Raw genomic sequence first — 13,706 nt, 5'->3', positions numbered from 1 at the left:
GGCTAACTTGATCATGGCGCTACCTAAAGCCACCCCTCTGCTCACCTCTTCACCTATGGAGCTAGGAAATGTCCATTGCCCGTTTTTCACCCTTTGAGCTGCTGCTATTAAAGAGCCGCAGCCAAGTGGATACGGCAACCCTGCTGCTGTTGGCCTGGGTGCTGGTGCACCGTCAACATGTTTCAGAGGGGCAGCGGCGCCGCCGCCTGGCTCAGGTAACCGCACAGTTTCGCCACGGGCATGAGCTGGGGCCAGTAATGAGTATTGCCCGTAGCCAAGACTTGCAAGCGATCCAACTAGCTGCCGAGGTGGTTCGCAAAGAATGCGGCACAGAACGCAGCCTGAGCGTTATTCATCAAGCGATTACCGTCGCCACTGACGACGGCGAGCTGTCCCTGGCCAACCACTATATTTTGCGTTTTTTGGCCGACCTGCTAAGTATCGCACCAATGACCTTGAATACTCTGTTTAAAGAGCTCACCGGCACACCCCTTGCCACACCCGAAGACCCCAGCCGTGATGCTTACTGGCAGGCACACGACCCAGATTATCATGCCCGAAAAGCACGCGAAGCCGAGGCCGCTGAGCAGTACCACCAACAGGCCAATGCTCGGGCCAAACAGCAGCAACAACAGAAAGAGCGACGCCACCAGCAGAAGCAACAAAAACAGCAGGAGAAACAGCAACGCCAGGAGCAGGCTCGCCAAGCCCGCGAACAGGAACAGCAGCGCCAGCGTGAACAGACGCGCCAACAGGAGCAGGAACGGCAACGGCAACAACAGCAGCGCGAACAGGCCGAGCGCGAACGGCGCCGCTCTCGCCAGCAAGATTCTCGCCACCAGCATCGCCAACAAGAGCATCGCCAGCAGCGCGCCTCACCGCCGCCCGATCGCACCACGCGGGCGCTTTCGGTGCTAGGACTTACCCCAGGTGCCACCCGGGTAGAGGTTCGCCACGCCTATCGGCGGATGGCGCAGCTCCACCATCCAGACCGCTTCTATTCGGAAAGTGAACAACAGGTCGCCTTGGCCTCAGCGCGGTTTCAGCGTATTAAAAACGCCTATGATTATTTGATGCAAACTTACTAAGACCATGTAACGCTAGACGTTTCGCAGGATGCACTGGCCCATGAGAATAAATTGACCCTATGCGCGATTTGTACCAGCGCCTCGCGGTTTCCCCCGAGGCCAACGAACAAGAAATCAGCCAAGCCGTGGCTAGCTGCCAGCATAGCGCGCTACGCCAGGATGCCGAGGCGGTGTTCGCGGTTGCCGAACGCCGCGAAACCTACGATACGCTGCACGACACCGTCAGCGATATCGGAAAGCTACGAGCGCGCCTGGGGCTCAGCCACGGCGCCCACTGGCAGGGCGATGTCGCCAACGACTTTTCGCTGCCGCCGGATCACGCCATTTCCCGTCACGACGAACTGGTCGACCGCGTTAGCCACGCGGTCTCGTTGTACAACCGTTGGCGCCGCTGGCGGGGCCCGTGGCTACTCATCGCCGTGTTCGCCACCGGGGCTGGCATAGGAATCGCTCTGGGGCTTGCCCTGTGCCTGGGGCTTTTGCCGATGTGACGCAGCACGATTATTCGTATTATCGTGCCTGCGTGCCTGTTCATCCTGGCGAATCTCAGCTTTTGTCGGACGCGGCGCGGGCTTCGGAGGTGTTGGTTTCTTATGCTCCTGTGGGTTGAAGTCACTTGCTTGCGTCGCGCTATGCTTGCCTTGTTCACTCTCAGGCGAAGTGTTTTCTTGCCCAGCTTGTTCTTGCGAGCCCTCTTCTAAAGAGAATGAAGTACCCGCGGTCGCCTCCATGCGGTCTTCAGCGCGTGCTTCCATACTGACACTAAGACGCGGCACGCCCAGGTCAATCTCTTGAGCTTCCATACGCTGCTTCAGCAACAGGTTAAACGCCCGCGAGACATCCCACTGCATCTCCGGCGCGGTGCGAAAGCGCATGCGTAAAATGGGGCAGCCATCTTCAAAACCCTGAACGCCCTGCATCTCCAGCGGCGACCAGATGTAGTGGCGCATCATCGGATCACGGCGCAGCTCCTGGGCAGTCTCCTGCATCAGCGTAATCGCATCGTCGATTTTCATATCAAACGGAATGCGTATTCGCATCAGCGCGATGCCGAACTGGCGGGACATGTTATGAATCGACTCAATGCGGCTAAAGGTGATGATGTGCACAATGCCATCCAAATCGCGTAGCCGCACAGTGCGCAGCGTCAGCCCCTCGACCGTGCCCATATGGTTATTGATCTGCACGAAGTCATCGACCGCTAACGAATCTTCGATCAAGATAAAAATACCGGTAATCAAATCCTGCACTAACGTTTGCGCACCAAAACCGATCGCCAGACCGATCACACCAGCACCCGCCAGCAGCGGTGTGACGTTGACACCCAAATTAGCCAACCCGGCGATAACGGCAATAATCAGAATTGTTACAAAGATGACGTTGCGGATCATCGGCGTGATGGTTTGCGCCCGGGCCTGATTGACCCGCCGCCCACGTGAACGGGCTGACGATGTTAGCGCTCGCTGAATGGCGGTATCGGCAAATATCCATACCAGCCATGCAAGCAACACCGTGGCCCCCAAGCTAACCAGCGCTTGGCCAATCCGCGCGCTGGCCACGGCTTGTTGGCCCAAACCGAAGAACGAACTGCCCCACACCTGCATTGAGAGTTCGGCAAACACCATCCACGAGCAGATGTGCGCCAACACGAAGCCGAAGCGCTCTAAACGTTTGCGATATTGGCTATAACGGCGGCGGTGGCGACGCTTGCCCATCCGTTCCGCTTGGCGGCGCAGCAACCCGGTGACTACCAGTGTCAGTACCAGCAGGCTGGCGGAAATAATCGAGCGCGCCAGAGCAGTGCCCACATCGCCCACGGTGATAAAAATCGCCAGCAGCGAACCGCTCACCAACAGCAGCGCGGGTATGTGCCATAGCCCCCCCAGGGAGCGAATCATTTCGACCGCGGTGCTGGCGTCACGCCGCTGCTTGAAGGGCCGGTTGCAAATCAGGTGGCGCACGGGGCGCTTAAACTTGAGAATAAACCGCGCTGCAAGCAACGCTGCGAGCATATTGGAAAGCACAGAGGCTAGGCTCGACAGCTCGCTACCCAGCATTTCAACGAGACGAGTGGAGTTGACCGCGTCGCCAAGCGCAATCAAAGCACCAATCACAAACAGCCCGCGCAGCGCACGCTGTTGAAGCAGTTGAACCGCAGTAAAACGATGGCCACGGCTAAAGAACGCGATGACTGTTTCAAACACCACCGATAGCGCCCTGCCACACAGGCAGATATAGGCCACTACCAATACCAGCGTACGCCCAGGGCTATCGGGCAGCACCTGGCCAATCCCCAAGGTAATGGCAAACGACAGTGCCCAGGGCAGCATGCGGCGCAAAAAGTGCACTGCCATCAGCCAGCCCTTGGGATCCCGAGGCAGATCCAACGGCCACTCACGCCGGGTAGCGATCATGCGCCCAAAGGCAATCATCAGCACCAACAGTACGCCCCAAACCAAGGCCAGCACCGCCCCTTCGGCAACCGCTCGAATCGCTTCCCCCTGGTCGGCATCATCGTTAAGCGCGCGCAAATCATCTACGCCCTGAACCAGCTGGCGTGACCACTGATCAACCGGCGAATCCCCCGCCTGGGCCTGATCACCCAGGTCACTTAAGGTATCGGCGAGAGCACCCAGTAATCCCTGGCGTACTACGCCCTCATCTGCGCTGGCAGCGTCTGCGGTTACTTGCAATTCGCGTAGCGATTTAAGCAACTCTGTGCGCCGCTCTTCGTTTTCAAGCATGGTGATGACGTCAGTGAGCGACTTCTGAAACTCTTCACCGCTAACGTCAGCGCTTTCCTCTTCGGAACCGCTGCTCAGGCCGGGCAGCGACACCGTTTGCGCCTGGGCCTGAGTGATTGCCATGCTCGTCATTGCTAGGCTTGCCAATACAAACAAGACAAAACCTATTAACGAATTGATTAACCAGTGCTGTCGCACGCCTTACTCCTGAAAATTAGCTTAGATGGCGTCCTGCTTATCATTTGCCGCCGCTATTAATACGCTCAGTCTCAACGCGTGACTATGATAGGCTGAAGACTTAAACGTTCACCTCAAGGACGCCGAGATGACGCTACAAGCTCCACCTAACCGCTTAAACAGCCAGGGGAAAATCCGGCACGTTGGCATTGAAATCGAGTTCGCTGGCCTGCCGCCCCGAGACACGGCGATGATCGTACGTGAACTGTTTGGCGGGGAGCTTAACGTGGTAAGCCCCCATCGGCTACTCGTTGAGGATACCCGCTGGGGAGAATTTGGTATCGAGCTCGACACCCAATACGCGCATCCCGACAAATCGCTGGCCGACGACCCTCACCCAGAAGATAGCGAGTGGGCGCGCCATCAGCATCAACGCCGGGTCGAGTTCCATCACAAAACCCGCGAGCTGATTGGCGACATGGTCACAGGCCTGGTGCCTACCGAAATCGTTTGCCCACCGATACCTTGGAATGAGCTGGAAGATTTAGACGCGCTGTTCGAGACACTACGAGAGCATGGCGCTAAGGGCACCGATGCCAGCCTGCTGTATGGGTTCGGCTTACACCTAAACCCTGAAGCGGAGCGCTTCGACGTTGACTATTTGCTAGCCATGCTGCGTGCGTACCTGCTGCTGGCTGGCTGGCTGCGCGACGAAATTAAAGTCGATATTACCCGTGAGATGCTGCCCCACGCGAATCCATTTCACAAAGCCTATGCGTTAAAAATACTGGATAGCCACTATTCGCCTGATCTCGACACGTTAATTGACGACTACTTGCACCATAATCCCACGCGCAATCGCGAGCTGGATATGCTGCCGCTATTTGCCTATCTACGCCCCGACCACTCTCATGAATTGCTGCATACGCAGCTTACCAAGCCGCGCCCCACCTTTCACTACCGCTTACCCAACGCTCAGCTTTCCCAACCGGGGTGGGGCTCAGTGACCGAGTGGAATCGCTGGGTGGAAGTCGAGAAACTTGCCGCTAATTCTGAGGTGTTACTCGCTCGCTGCGCTGAATATATCGCCGACCATAACCGACCGATGCTGACCCGCGTAAAAGAAAAACTAGTTCGTTTGCTTCGCCGCGAACACTGATTGTGTTGTAGAGCCCAGCTATATAAAACCCGTTTAGCATTCTTCATTTCCTGTCACAGTGAGTAACTATCCACATGACTCGGCCGCTTATCGGAATTACTACCTCTGACCAAAAAAGCCACTTAGCGTGGTGGTTTGATTGGTTCGCCGTCTGGCGGCATGGCGGCAAACCGTTGCGGTTATCGCCTTCGCGCCCGCAGCCGGAAAGCCTTGACGGCTTGATCATTGGCGGCGGCGACGATATTCAGGCCCACCTCTACGGCGGCGAAGTACAATTAGATGTTCGTTTAGATCCTGCAAGGGATGAGCTGGAGCTAGCCCTGCTTGAACGTTTTATTCCGCTGCATACACCGGTGCTGGGTATTTGCCGAGGGGCACAATTAATCAACGTGCATCTTGGTGGCACACTGGATCCCGATATCTACACCACCCACGAAGGGTTAAAACGGCGACGCACCGTTCTGCCGCGCAAAACCGTTGATATCGTGGGGGCAAGTAAGTTGCATCGCCTGCTAGGAGTTACCTGGTGTCGGGTTAACAGCCTGCATCATCAAGCCGTTTATCAGGCAGGCAGAGGGATTGAAATCGTTGCACGCGACCGGGATGGCCTAGTGCAGGGCATTGAGTCACCGGAGCACGACTTCTTGATTGGCGTGCAGTGGCACCCGGAGTGGCTGATTTTCAATCGCCCCCAGCAGCGCTTGATTCGCGCGCTGGTGAGGGCGTCAGAGCGGTATGCTACACGGCATATGAGCTAGCTCAGCACCGCCAAGGCAGCATCATAATCAGGCTCGTTCTTCAACTCGCTCACCAGCTCGCTGTGCAGCACGCGGTTATCGGCATCCAGTACGACGACTGCACGGGCGCAAAGACCTTCCATGGAGTTGTTGCACAGTGCTACGCCCCAGGCTTCGCGAAACTCGGGGTGGCGGAAAGTAGACAGCGTTTCGACGTTATCCAATCCTTCCGCGCCACAAAAGCGTTTGGCTGCAAAGGGTAAATCCGCTGAGACGACCAATACCACGGTGTCGGCAAGGTTAGACGCCAGCTCGTTAAAGTGACGCGTGGACATGGCACAAGTGGGCGTATCCACACTGGGGATGATATTGAGCACTTTACGCTTTCCTGCGTACGTATCGAGCGTAACGTCTTGCAGATCGGTGTTGGTCAGCGTCATCGCCGGTGCCGCCTGCCCTTTTGCTGGCAATGTGCCAGCCACATCCAGCGGTTCGCCTGCGCGGGTAACCTGTTGCATTATTGTCTCCTTATGATGTTCATAATTAATGCGTTCTTACCATTTAAGCAGCCATGGTAGGCTATCTTCACGCCTTTGCGCTCTTCCTGAAAGGCCTTTGTTCAATGTTTGCGTTTCATCATACCGAGGGAGTGATATGGCCTGTGTATTGATCGTTAAAACCGGCGACGCTTTTCCGGAAGTCGTCGACCAGCACGGTGATTTTGAAACGCTATTTATAAAGCAGCTTAGCACCGCGCTGCCCGCGCATTTAGAACTACAGGTGTGGGATGCAACCCGCCAACCCAGCGCTCCTGAACTTAATACACTCGCGGGTATTGTGATTACAGGTTCGCACAGTATGGTCAGCGAGGCCGAACCCTGGAGCGAAGCACTGAAGCCGTGGCTGAAGGAGGCGCTGGCAAACGACATTCCCATGCTAGGCGTTTGCTATGGCCACCAGTTAATGGCCGCCGCTTTTGGTGGCGTGAGTGACTACCATCCGGCAGGCCGTGAATCCGGCACACGCACCGTGCGGCTCACTCAAGCAGGCCAACAAGACCCCCTGTTTAGCCAACTACCGGAGAGCTTTGCCGCCCACCTGACCCATGCCCAGTCGGTGATGCAGGCGCCCCAAGGTTGCACGGTGCTGACCCATAACAGCCACGACGCCCACCAGGCGCTGCGCTACGGCCCGCGCCAGTGGAGCGTGCAGTTTCACCCGGAATTTACGGCACCGGTGATGCGCGCCTACCTTGAACGCCAACGCGCCGCCCTACGCGACCAAGGCGAAGAGCCCGACACCCTGCTGGCGAACATTACTGACTGCCAAGAGGCCTCCAGCCTACTGCGACGTTTTTTAGCGTTTGTATAGCCCTTAACCATTGGCAATCGAAAGCTACTTACGCAGATCACGCCGTGAGGCCAGCCGATCTGCCAGCCGTGTTGGCTCAGGTAGCTTGGTACGCCCCAAGCAGCGCAACACCCAGGCCAGCGAGGTTTCTAAAGTGATCCGGTGGCCAGGTGATACGTACACGGGCTTGACCTTGGTGCGGGAACGCAAAACGGCACCAATGGTTTCCTGCCCCGCGGAGAGTGGCACCCAGTCGCCGCGCTGCTCGCCCACCTCGGCGTGTTGGCCATATAGGCGTGACTTGGCAATACCGATGGTAGGTAGATCGAGCCATAGCCCTAGGTGAGCCGCCACGCCTAACCGGCGTGGGTGTGCAATCCCCTGGCCGTCGACCATCACCAGTTCAGGCATCACGCTGAGTTTTTCAAACGCGCCTAGCGCGGCGGGGATTTCTCGAAACGAAAGCAAGCCGGGGATATACGGCATTCGGGTGGGCTCGCGATGAACGACCTGTTCCACCACGCTTAAATCGGGTGCGGTGGCAGGATCCCATTTCAATACCACCACCGCTGCCCGAGTGATTTCGCCGCCCTCTTCGAAGCCAATATCCACCCCGGCGATATGCGTTATCGGCGCTAGGCGATCAGTAAGTTCCAATCGCCTCGCCAACTGCAACTGCAGCGCCATCGCTTCCTTGGGTGCCAGATTCCATTCGTGTAGTGGTGCGGACATGGTTTCCTCCTTGAAACGGTTAATGGTGAATAAGGTAGCAAAAAAACGCCCTCGCACCAGTAACGGTACGAGGGCGTCGAGATCTTCTCAGTTGCCGCTTGGCGGCAGCTGATTAATCCTTATAGTGGTGAAGACTTAGGCGCGTTCGCGACGACGAACCGGCGCATCGCCTTCGTCGCGACGGCGGCGCGGTGCACGCTCTGCCGGTGCGCTGTCTTCGCTGATTTCCAACGGACGACCGGCCACACGGGCACGGGCCATCTTGGTCAGAATCGTCGAGGGCAAGCCGCTCGGCAGTTCGACCACAGAGAAAGCGTTGCGAATATCGATACGACCGATACGCGCGCCTTCAATGCCGCCTTCGTTGGCGAGGGCACCAACTAGTTGGCCAGGCTTGACGCCATCTTTATGACCAACCGATACGCGGTAGCGCGTCATACCTTCAGTTGGTGCACCAGTGCGTTCGCGGCGTGCTCCCGGCTTACCGCCAGACGCTCCATCACGCGAGGGCTTCTCTTTGCGCGGCGCCTGAAGGCGACCGATCGGCGCTTCGTCAGCACGCGCCATAGCGGCAAACGCACAAGTCAGCTCGATCGGGTCATGGCCTTCTTCGATCAGACGCTCAATCAGCGCACGCTGCTCTTCGGCGCCCTTCGTTAAGGAGGCGATAACACGCTGATAGAAGACGTCATCGCGATGGGCACGAATAGCGGCTTCATCAGGTAGCGGCATTTCGGTCATTTTCTGACCGGTTGCCTGCTCCATCCAGCCCACTTTGCGGCCTTCACGGAAGCCAGCAAAGGTAATCGCGATACCGCTACGGCCCGCACGACCGGTACGGCCAATACGGTGCGTATAAGCCTCTGCATCTTGAGGCAGATCGTAGTTGATAACGTGAGTGATACGCGACACGTCAAGACCACGGGCAGCTACATCGGTAGCGATCAGTACGTCGACTTTGCCACGCTTCAAGCGCGTAATAGTACGCTCACGCAGGCTCTGATCGAGATCACCGGACAGGCCAGCAGCGTTAACGCCACGAGCAGTCAACTGCTCAACGAGCGTGGTACAAGCGGCACGGGTACGTACAAAGACGATGGCCCCATCGACCGGCTCGACTTCAAGAATACGCGAAAGAGCTTCAAGCTTAGCGCCACCATCAACACGCACAATGCGCTGTTCGATGTTTTCGCCGGTCGTGGTGCCCGACTCAATCGCGACTTTCACTGGGTTAACCAAGTAACGGTTAACGATGCGCTCGATTTCAGTGGGCAGTGTCGCTGAGAAGAACACACGCTGAGCATCTTTCGGGGTATCGGCAACCACGCGTTTTACGTCGTCGATAAAGCCCATGCGCAACATTTCATCAGCTTCGTCCAGCACTAGGGCGGAGAGGCCATCAAGCTTCAGGCTACCGCGATCCAGGTGGTCGATAATCCGGCCGGGGGTACCGACAACCACTTGCGCGCCACGCTTAAGGGCGCCCAGCTGTTCACGGTACTCTTGGCCACCACATAGGGTCGCAACTTCGAGACCTTTCAGGTTTTGGCCATATTTACTAAACGAGGCAGCTACTTGCTGAGCCAATTCGCGGGTTGGCGCCATAACCAACACTTGGGGCTCACGGCGAGTCAGCTCTAAACGTGACAGTAACGGTAATGCAAACGCTGCGGTTTTGCCGGTACCCGTCTGGGCCTGGCCCAGCATATCGCGGCCTTCAAGCAACGCAGGAATAGTTTGTGCCTGAATCGGCGAGGGAACGAGGTAGCCCTGTGATTCAACAGCAGACAGAACGGCAGGCAAAAGAGCCAGATCGCCGAAGCTCGGCGAGGCGACAGAAGTCGAGGTCATTAATCACACCTTGGTAGGCCGGCAAGTACCGGCAAAAAACATCATAAGCGTCTCTGACTCAGTCATCGCACAACGACATGAAGAATGGTCATTATCGATAACAGGCACCGCCGTAGCGGTCAAAGCCATCAGTGGAGTCGGAGACGCCGGTCGCACCTAGCATCCGGTTGGCAAACAACGCATTAGCGGGCCAACCGTTGTGGCGACCTTCTGCGCCGATTTCACCCGTTTGGTGAAATACTGGAGGCGCGCCATCTACACAGCAATGAACATCTAGCAATTGGCGAGATGTTCCCGCAAGCGACACTACAAATAACTATTAACATCTACTCATTAATAACTATGCAGTTAAACGCTTACCGTCGTGATGGAGGGGTCAACACATGCGAGGAGCGCGCATCCTACCATTGCATTTGGCGTCTGACCAGTACTTTTAACTTACACCACAGTGAAACAAGGACTTGCGCTCATGCACATATGGTCTAACCTGAAAAAGTGCCTAATCAAGTTCACTATTCTCAAGGAGCGATGCAATGAACTGGGATCAAATTGAAGGCAAATGGAAAGAGATGAAGGGTAAGGCACGCTCAAGCTGGGGCGAGCTCACCGACGATGAGTTGGATCAGATCGGTGGTAAAAAGGATCAATTGATAGGCAAGCTTCAGCAGAAGTACGGCCTAGAGCGCGAAGAAGCAGAGCGTCAAGCCGATGACTGGGCTGATAAGCAGTAATAGCCTTATAAGCCCCCTTTAATTACACCATTTCCGTTTTGGTAGGTCGGTTTTTTAGCAACACAATGTGCTGGTGGTTCTGGTTATGTTATCCCCTCCAGTACCTGCAGCCACACAGATCTATTATCTATCGTAGCCACATGGAGAGATGCTATGCGTAAGACAATCCTCACAACCGTTATCGGTACCGCCCTTATGGGCAGCGTTGCCATGAATGCTCACGCACAGGATGAGCCCCAGGGCATGTATTCTGCCGACGACATTCTTGATGCAGAGGTCTATTTTGCCAGCGGTTCCGGTGAAGAGATTGGTGACGTCGATGACATCCTGTTTGATGAAGAGATGCGCATTACCGCGATTGTGATCGAAAGCGGTTCAGTACTGGGCCTCGGCGGCCGCGAGATCGTTGTTGATACCGACTACTTCACCCTCGAAACCGAAACGGACGCCGATGGTGATACAGAACATCGCATTATGGTCGAAGCCAGCCAGGAAGAAGTCGAAGCCTTCCCGGCTTACAATAACGAGTGGTGGGAACAGACTAAAGCCAACGCTCGCGATGCCTGGCAAACTACCCAAGAGGGAGCTGAAAGCGCTTGGCAGCGTACCCGTGAAGCGTTAGATATCGATGATAATGGCTAACGGTTCCCCATTGTTTTTAATAGCAACGTTTTTAATAGCAACGAAACGCTAGCAGTAGAATCTCAGCATTAGAAAAAGGGCTGCCCAACTGGGCGGCCCTTTTTGCTAGCTAGCGATACGCATCTATTTACGCCGCACGCCCTGCCCCGGTAAACGCTCCCGGTCGTGAGACCGTTCAAGGTCGAGTAGGGGCCCAGCAGGTACGATTCGCGTTGGGTTAATCGTGTCGTGACTATAATAGTAGTGGCGTTTGATGTGATCCATATTGACGGTCTCCGCCACTCCCGGCCACTGATAGATTTCCCTCACGTAATTGGAAAGATTGGGATAATCTTCAATGCGCTTAAAATTGCATTTGAAGTGGCCATAGTAAACCGCGTCAAACCGGATCAGCGTGGTAAAGAGACGAATATCCGCCTCGGTTAACCACTCCCCCGCCAAGTAACGATGCTCGGCCAAGCGTGCTTCCATACGCTCTAGACCGTCAAACAACGCCTTCACGTGCTTCTCATAAACCGCCTGTTCGGTGGCAAAGCCTGATTTATAAACGCCGTTATTGATGTGGTCGTAAACATCGGCGTTTACGTCATCAATGACACCGCGCAGATCTTCTGGGTAAAAATCTAGGTCGTTGCCGGTCAATTCATCGAACGCACGGTTAAAAATACGTAGCAAGTCTGCAGACTCATTATTAACGATGGCGCTGCGCTGTTTGTCCCATAGCACGGGCACGGTGACACGCCCGGTATAGTGGGGGTCGGTCATGGTATACAGCTGGTGATGGTAGTCGACGCCGTTAACGGGGTCGCCACTGGCACCTTCGTCCTGACGGTACGTCCAGCCTTGGTCGAGCATCAAGGGGCTAACATGGGACGTGCCGATCAACGGCTCTAGCCCTTTCAACTTACGCATAATCAGCGTGCGATGCGCCCAGGGGCAGGCTAGCGAGACATATAAATGATAACGCTCTTTTTCCGCTGGGTAGCAGTCACCGTCAGTCTCCGGATGGCTGCCCACCCAGTCACGAAGCTGAGCGGACTCACGAACAAATTCGCCGCCGTGTTTTTTAGTGTCATACCACTGGTCTTGCCACTTGCCATTTACCAGTAATCCCATTGGGCGTCTCCTGAAAGTCATTAGAGGTGCTAACAATTACGTTCTTTTCTTCAGCATACGCCCGCTTCAGGAACGCTCAAGCGGATGTTTTACGGCCTTTCATTCGAGTCAGTCGAATCATTCAGCGCGCATTCGCTCACCACGGCCTGTTTCAGTGCGGCGGCCATCGCATGAGCCGCTGGCCCTGCCCGGTCTCGGTCGCGAAAAATCATCTGAATCGGCACTTCACGAATACCGCCCGCGGGTAGTGGCAGCGGCTTTAATTGCCCGCTGTTTAACTCCTCCGCAATTCGTGTTTCCGGCATCCAGGCAAACCCCAAGCCACGCCTTAGCATATCCAGTGAGGTATTGAGGTGGCTGACGGTCCAACGCTGCTCGGCTTTCAACCAGCCAGCATTGGTTGATTGGCGCAGCGCTGAATCACGCACCACCAACTGCCGATACTGGGCTAGATCGCGCAAATCCAACGAGCGGCCCAATTGATGTAGCGCATGCTGGGGATGCGCCACGGCAACAAAGCGCACCGTGACCAACGGCTCGCCCAAGAAGCCCTGCGCCTCAATGCCGGAGACTACCAAGTCTGCGCGGCCATCATAGAGCATCTCAATGCCGCCATTGAGAACACTCTCGTGCAACTGCACGCGCACCTGCGGGTACGTTTCAGAGAATCGCTCTAGCGCTTTAGCTTGAGCAGCAGCGGGAAACACCTGATCGATTGCCACTACCACTTCCGCTTCTAAACCAGCGGCTAGCCGGGTGGCGACATCTTCAAGTGACGCTGCGCTCTCTATTAATTGACGCGCGCGCCGAAGCAGCAGCTCGCCCGCTTCGGTTAACCGTACTTGTCGGCCAATAGGCTCCAGCACCTGCACGCCTAGCTGCTCTTCTAATTTATGAACGGCATGGTTCAGCGTGGAGGGGCTTTTATGTACCGCCTCTGCCGCACGCGCAAATCCACCGTGGTCAACCACGGCGGCCAACATTTGCCATTGTGAAAGTGTTACCCGGGACATTTCGATTTCCTCAACGCAATACAGCGAAACAATGCGCTTAATGTTCGAAAAAACATGGCTAGAATGCCAGGAAACAGCTAACACTTCCGCCCATGCTTACAAAATGCTTGAGATTAACTGCTGGTCGCAGGTAAAAGAGCACGTCATTTCTATCCAGCGGGAAAATATTTGACACAGATTATACTTTAGCTTTTAAAAGCGTAGTTTTCGTCTATAGTTAACACAGATTATTTAGTTAGCACGCCTCACTGGTTACATTTGTTAGCAAACGCTGTTTATAAATAGTAATCTCTGTCTGTTAGTGCTATTTTTGTATTTAATTACGCTTTATGTATAGATATACAGTCTATGCACCCCTGCCTCCAT

14 protein-coding genes are annotated in these 13,706 nt (G+C 55.6%); 7 read left to right on the top strand and 7 right to left on the bottom strand.

Translation table 11 applies throughout. The features are described 5' to 3' along the window. Positions 1-68 precede the first annotated feature (68 nt). On the top strand, positions 69-1,088 hold the full coding sequence (locus YERSI8AC_RS05655) for a J domain-containing protein (RefSeq protein ID WP_022520650.1): 1,020 nt from the start codon (positions 69-71) through the stop codon (positions 1,086-1,088). A gap of 59 nt (positions 1,089-1,147) precedes the next feature. Further along, a complete protein-coding gene (locus tag YERSI8AC_RS05650; RefSeq protein WP_022520651.1) occupies positions 1,148-1,579 on the top strand; it encodes a hypothetical protein in 432 nt (143 codons plus the stop codon). Here the strand turns inward: YERSI8AC_RS05650 and YERSI8AC_RS05645 are convergent. Further along, positions 1,496-4,030: a mechanosensitive ion channel family protein gene (locus YERSI8AC_RS05645; RefSeq protein WP_022520652.1), complete on the bottom strand. Its 2,535-nt coding sequence runs from the start codon at positions 4,028-4,030 to the stop codon at positions 1,496-1,498. The genes YERSI8AC_RS05650 and YERSI8AC_RS05645 overlap by 84 nt on opposite strands. Positions 4,031-4,157: 127 nt before the next feature. Here YERSI8AC_RS05645 and YERSI8AC_RS05640 point away from each other — a divergent pair, with 127 nt between their 5' ends. Both YERSI8AC_RS05640 and YERSI8AC_RS05635 read left to right on the top strand, forming a co-directional pair. Continuing rightward, positions 4,158-5,168 (top strand): amidoligase family protein, encoded by a 1,011-nt coding sequence (locus YERSI8AC_RS05640; RefSeq protein ID WP_009287187.1) that lies wholly within the window; start codon positions 4,158-4,160, stop codon positions 5,166-5,168. Positions 5,169-5,242: 74 nt separating this feature from the next. Further along, complete coding sequence (locus YERSI8AC_RS05635; protein WP_159176291.1) at positions 5,243-5,926, top strand: gamma-glutamyl-gamma-aminobutyrate hydrolase family protein; 684 nt, start codon at positions 5,243-5,245, stop codon at positions 5,924-5,926. Here the strand turns inward: YERSI8AC_RS05635 and tpx are convergent. Then, positions 5,923-6,423, bottom strand: a complete 501-nt coding sequence (gene tpx, locus YERSI8AC_RS05630; RefSeq protein ID WP_159176290.1) for a thiol peroxidase — start codon at positions 6,421-6,423, stop codon at positions 5,923-5,925. The genes YERSI8AC_RS05635 and tpx overlap by 4 nt on opposite strands. 136 nt (positions 6,424-6,559) lie before the next feature. On the opposite strand from tpx, the gene YERSI8AC_RS05625 reads away from it, so the two are divergent. Next, a complete protein-coding gene (locus tag YERSI8AC_RS05625; protein WP_159176289.1) occupies positions 6,560-7,276 on the top strand; it encodes a glutamine amidotransferase in 717 nt (238 codons plus the stop codon). A gap of 24 nt (positions 7,277-7,300) precedes the next feature. Here YERSI8AC_RS05625 and nfi read toward each other — a convergent pair whose 3' ends face one another. The 3 genes from nfi to YERSI8AC_RS05610 form a co-directional block, all read right to left on the bottom strand. Then, entirely contained in the window at positions 7,301-7,987 is a 687-nt protein-coding gene (gene nfi, locus YERSI8AC_RS05620; RefSeq protein WP_022520656.1) for a deoxyribonuclease V, read from the bottom strand. 135 nt (positions 7,988-8,122) lie between these two features. Beyond that, positions 8,123-9,838 (bottom strand): DEAD/DEAH box helicase, encoded by a 1,716-nt coding sequence (locus YERSI8AC_RS05615; protein WP_009287184.1) that lies wholly within the window; start codon positions 9,836-9,838, stop codon positions 8,123-8,125. A 91-nt stretch (positions 9,839-9,929) separates the two neighbouring features. Then, positions 9,930-10,118 carry a hypothetical protein gene (locus tag YERSI8AC_RS05610; protein WP_039859330.1) on the bottom strand — a complete coding sequence of 63 codons (189 nt, stop codon included), beginning with the start codon at positions 10,116-10,118 and terminating at the stop codon, positions 9,930-9,932. 253 nt (positions 10,119-10,371) lie between these two features. On the opposite strand from YERSI8AC_RS05610, the gene YERSI8AC_RS05605 reads away from it, so the two are divergent. After that, positions 10,372-10,569 carry a CsbD family protein gene (locus YERSI8AC_RS05605; protein WP_141439734.1) on the top strand — a complete coding sequence of 66 codons (198 nt, stop codon included), beginning with the start codon at positions 10,372-10,374 and terminating at the stop codon, positions 10,567-10,569. A 153-nt stretch (positions 10,570-10,722) separates the two neighbouring features. Next, positions 10,723-11,211 carry a PRC-barrel domain-containing protein gene (locus YERSI8AC_RS05600; protein ID WP_201304194.1) on the top strand — a complete coding sequence of 163 codons (489 nt, stop codon included), beginning with the start codon at positions 10,723-10,725 and terminating at the stop codon, positions 11,209-11,211. A gap of 123 nt (positions 11,212-11,334) precedes the next feature. Here the strand turns inward: YERSI8AC_RS05600 and YERSI8AC_RS05595 are convergent, their stop codons facing one another. Both YERSI8AC_RS05595 and YERSI8AC_RS05590 read right to left on the bottom strand, forming a co-directional pair. Continuing rightward, positions 11,335-12,327, bottom strand: a complete 993-nt coding sequence (locus tag YERSI8AC_RS05595; RefSeq protein ID WP_022520660.1) for a glutathione S-transferase family protein — start codon at positions 12,325-12,327, stop codon at positions 11,335-11,337. A gap of 89 nt (positions 12,328-12,416) precedes the next feature. Beyond that, entirely contained in the window at positions 12,417-13,340 is a 924-nt protein-coding gene (locus YERSI8AC_RS05590; RefSeq protein WP_027959901.1) for a LysR family transcriptional regulator, read from the bottom strand. Positions 13,341-13,706 lie beyond the last annotated feature (366 nt).

The organism is Halomonas sp. 113, from assembly GCF_904067645.1.
Taxonomy (GTDB): domain Bacteria; phylum Pseudomonadota; class Gammaproteobacteria; order Pseudomonadales; family Halomonadaceae; genus Vreelandella; species Vreelandella titanicae.
This window is presented reverse-complemented; position numbering and strand designations above follow the sequence as displayed.

What these genes read in the sequence shown, in the direction of transcription:
- nfi (WP_022520656.1), bottom strand. Translation starts at nt 7,987, where the DNA reads ATGTCCGCACCACTACACGAATGGAATCTGGCACCCAAGGAAGCGATG.
- YERSI8AC_RS05600 (WP_201304194.1), top strand. Translation starts at nt 10,723, where the DNA reads ATGCGTAAGACAATCCTCACAACCGTTATCGGTACCGCCCTTATGGGC.
- YERSI8AC_RS05590 (WP_027959901.1), bottom strand. Translation starts at nt 13,340, where the DNA reads ATGTCCCGGGTAACACTTTCACAATGGCAAATGTTGGCCGCCGTGGTT.
- YERSI8AC_RS05625 (WP_159176289.1), top strand. Translation starts at nt 6,560, where the DNA reads ATGGCCTGTGTATTGATCGTTAAAACCGGCGACGCTTTTCCGGAAGTC.
- YERSI8AC_RS05615 (WP_009287184.1), bottom strand. Translation starts at nt 9,838, where the DNA reads ATGACCTCGACTTCTGTCGCCTCGCCGAGCTTCGGCGATCTGGCTCTT.
- YERSI8AC_RS05605 (WP_141439734.1), top strand. Translation starts at nt 10,372, where the DNA reads ATGAACTGGGATCAAATTGAAGGCAAATGGAAAGAGATGAAGGGTAAG.
- YERSI8AC_RS05655 (WP_022520650.1), top strand. Translation starts at nt 69, where the DNA reads ATGTCCATTGCCCGTTTTTCACCCTTTGAGCTGCTGCTATTAAAGAGC.
- tpx (WP_159176290.1), bottom strand. Translation starts at nt 6,423, where the DNA reads ATGCAACAGGTTACCCGCGCAGGCGAACCGCTGGATGTGGCTGGCACA.
- YERSI8AC_RS05640 (WP_009287187.1), top strand. Translation starts at nt 4,158, where the DNA reads ATGACGCTACAAGCTCCACCTAACCGCTTAAACAGCCAGGGGAAAATC.
- YERSI8AC_RS05595 (WP_022520660.1), bottom strand. Translation starts at nt 12,327, where the DNA reads ATGGGATTACTGGTAAATGGCAAGTGGCAAGACCAGTGGTATGACACT.
- YERSI8AC_RS05650 (WP_022520651.1), top strand. Translation starts at nt 1,148, where the DNA reads ATGCGCGATTTGTACCAGCGCCTCGCGGTTTCCCCCGAGGCCAACGAA.
- YERSI8AC_RS05635 (WP_159176291.1), top strand. Translation starts at nt 5,243, where the DNA reads ATGACTCGGCCGCTTATCGGAATTACTACCTCTGACCAAAAAAGCCAC.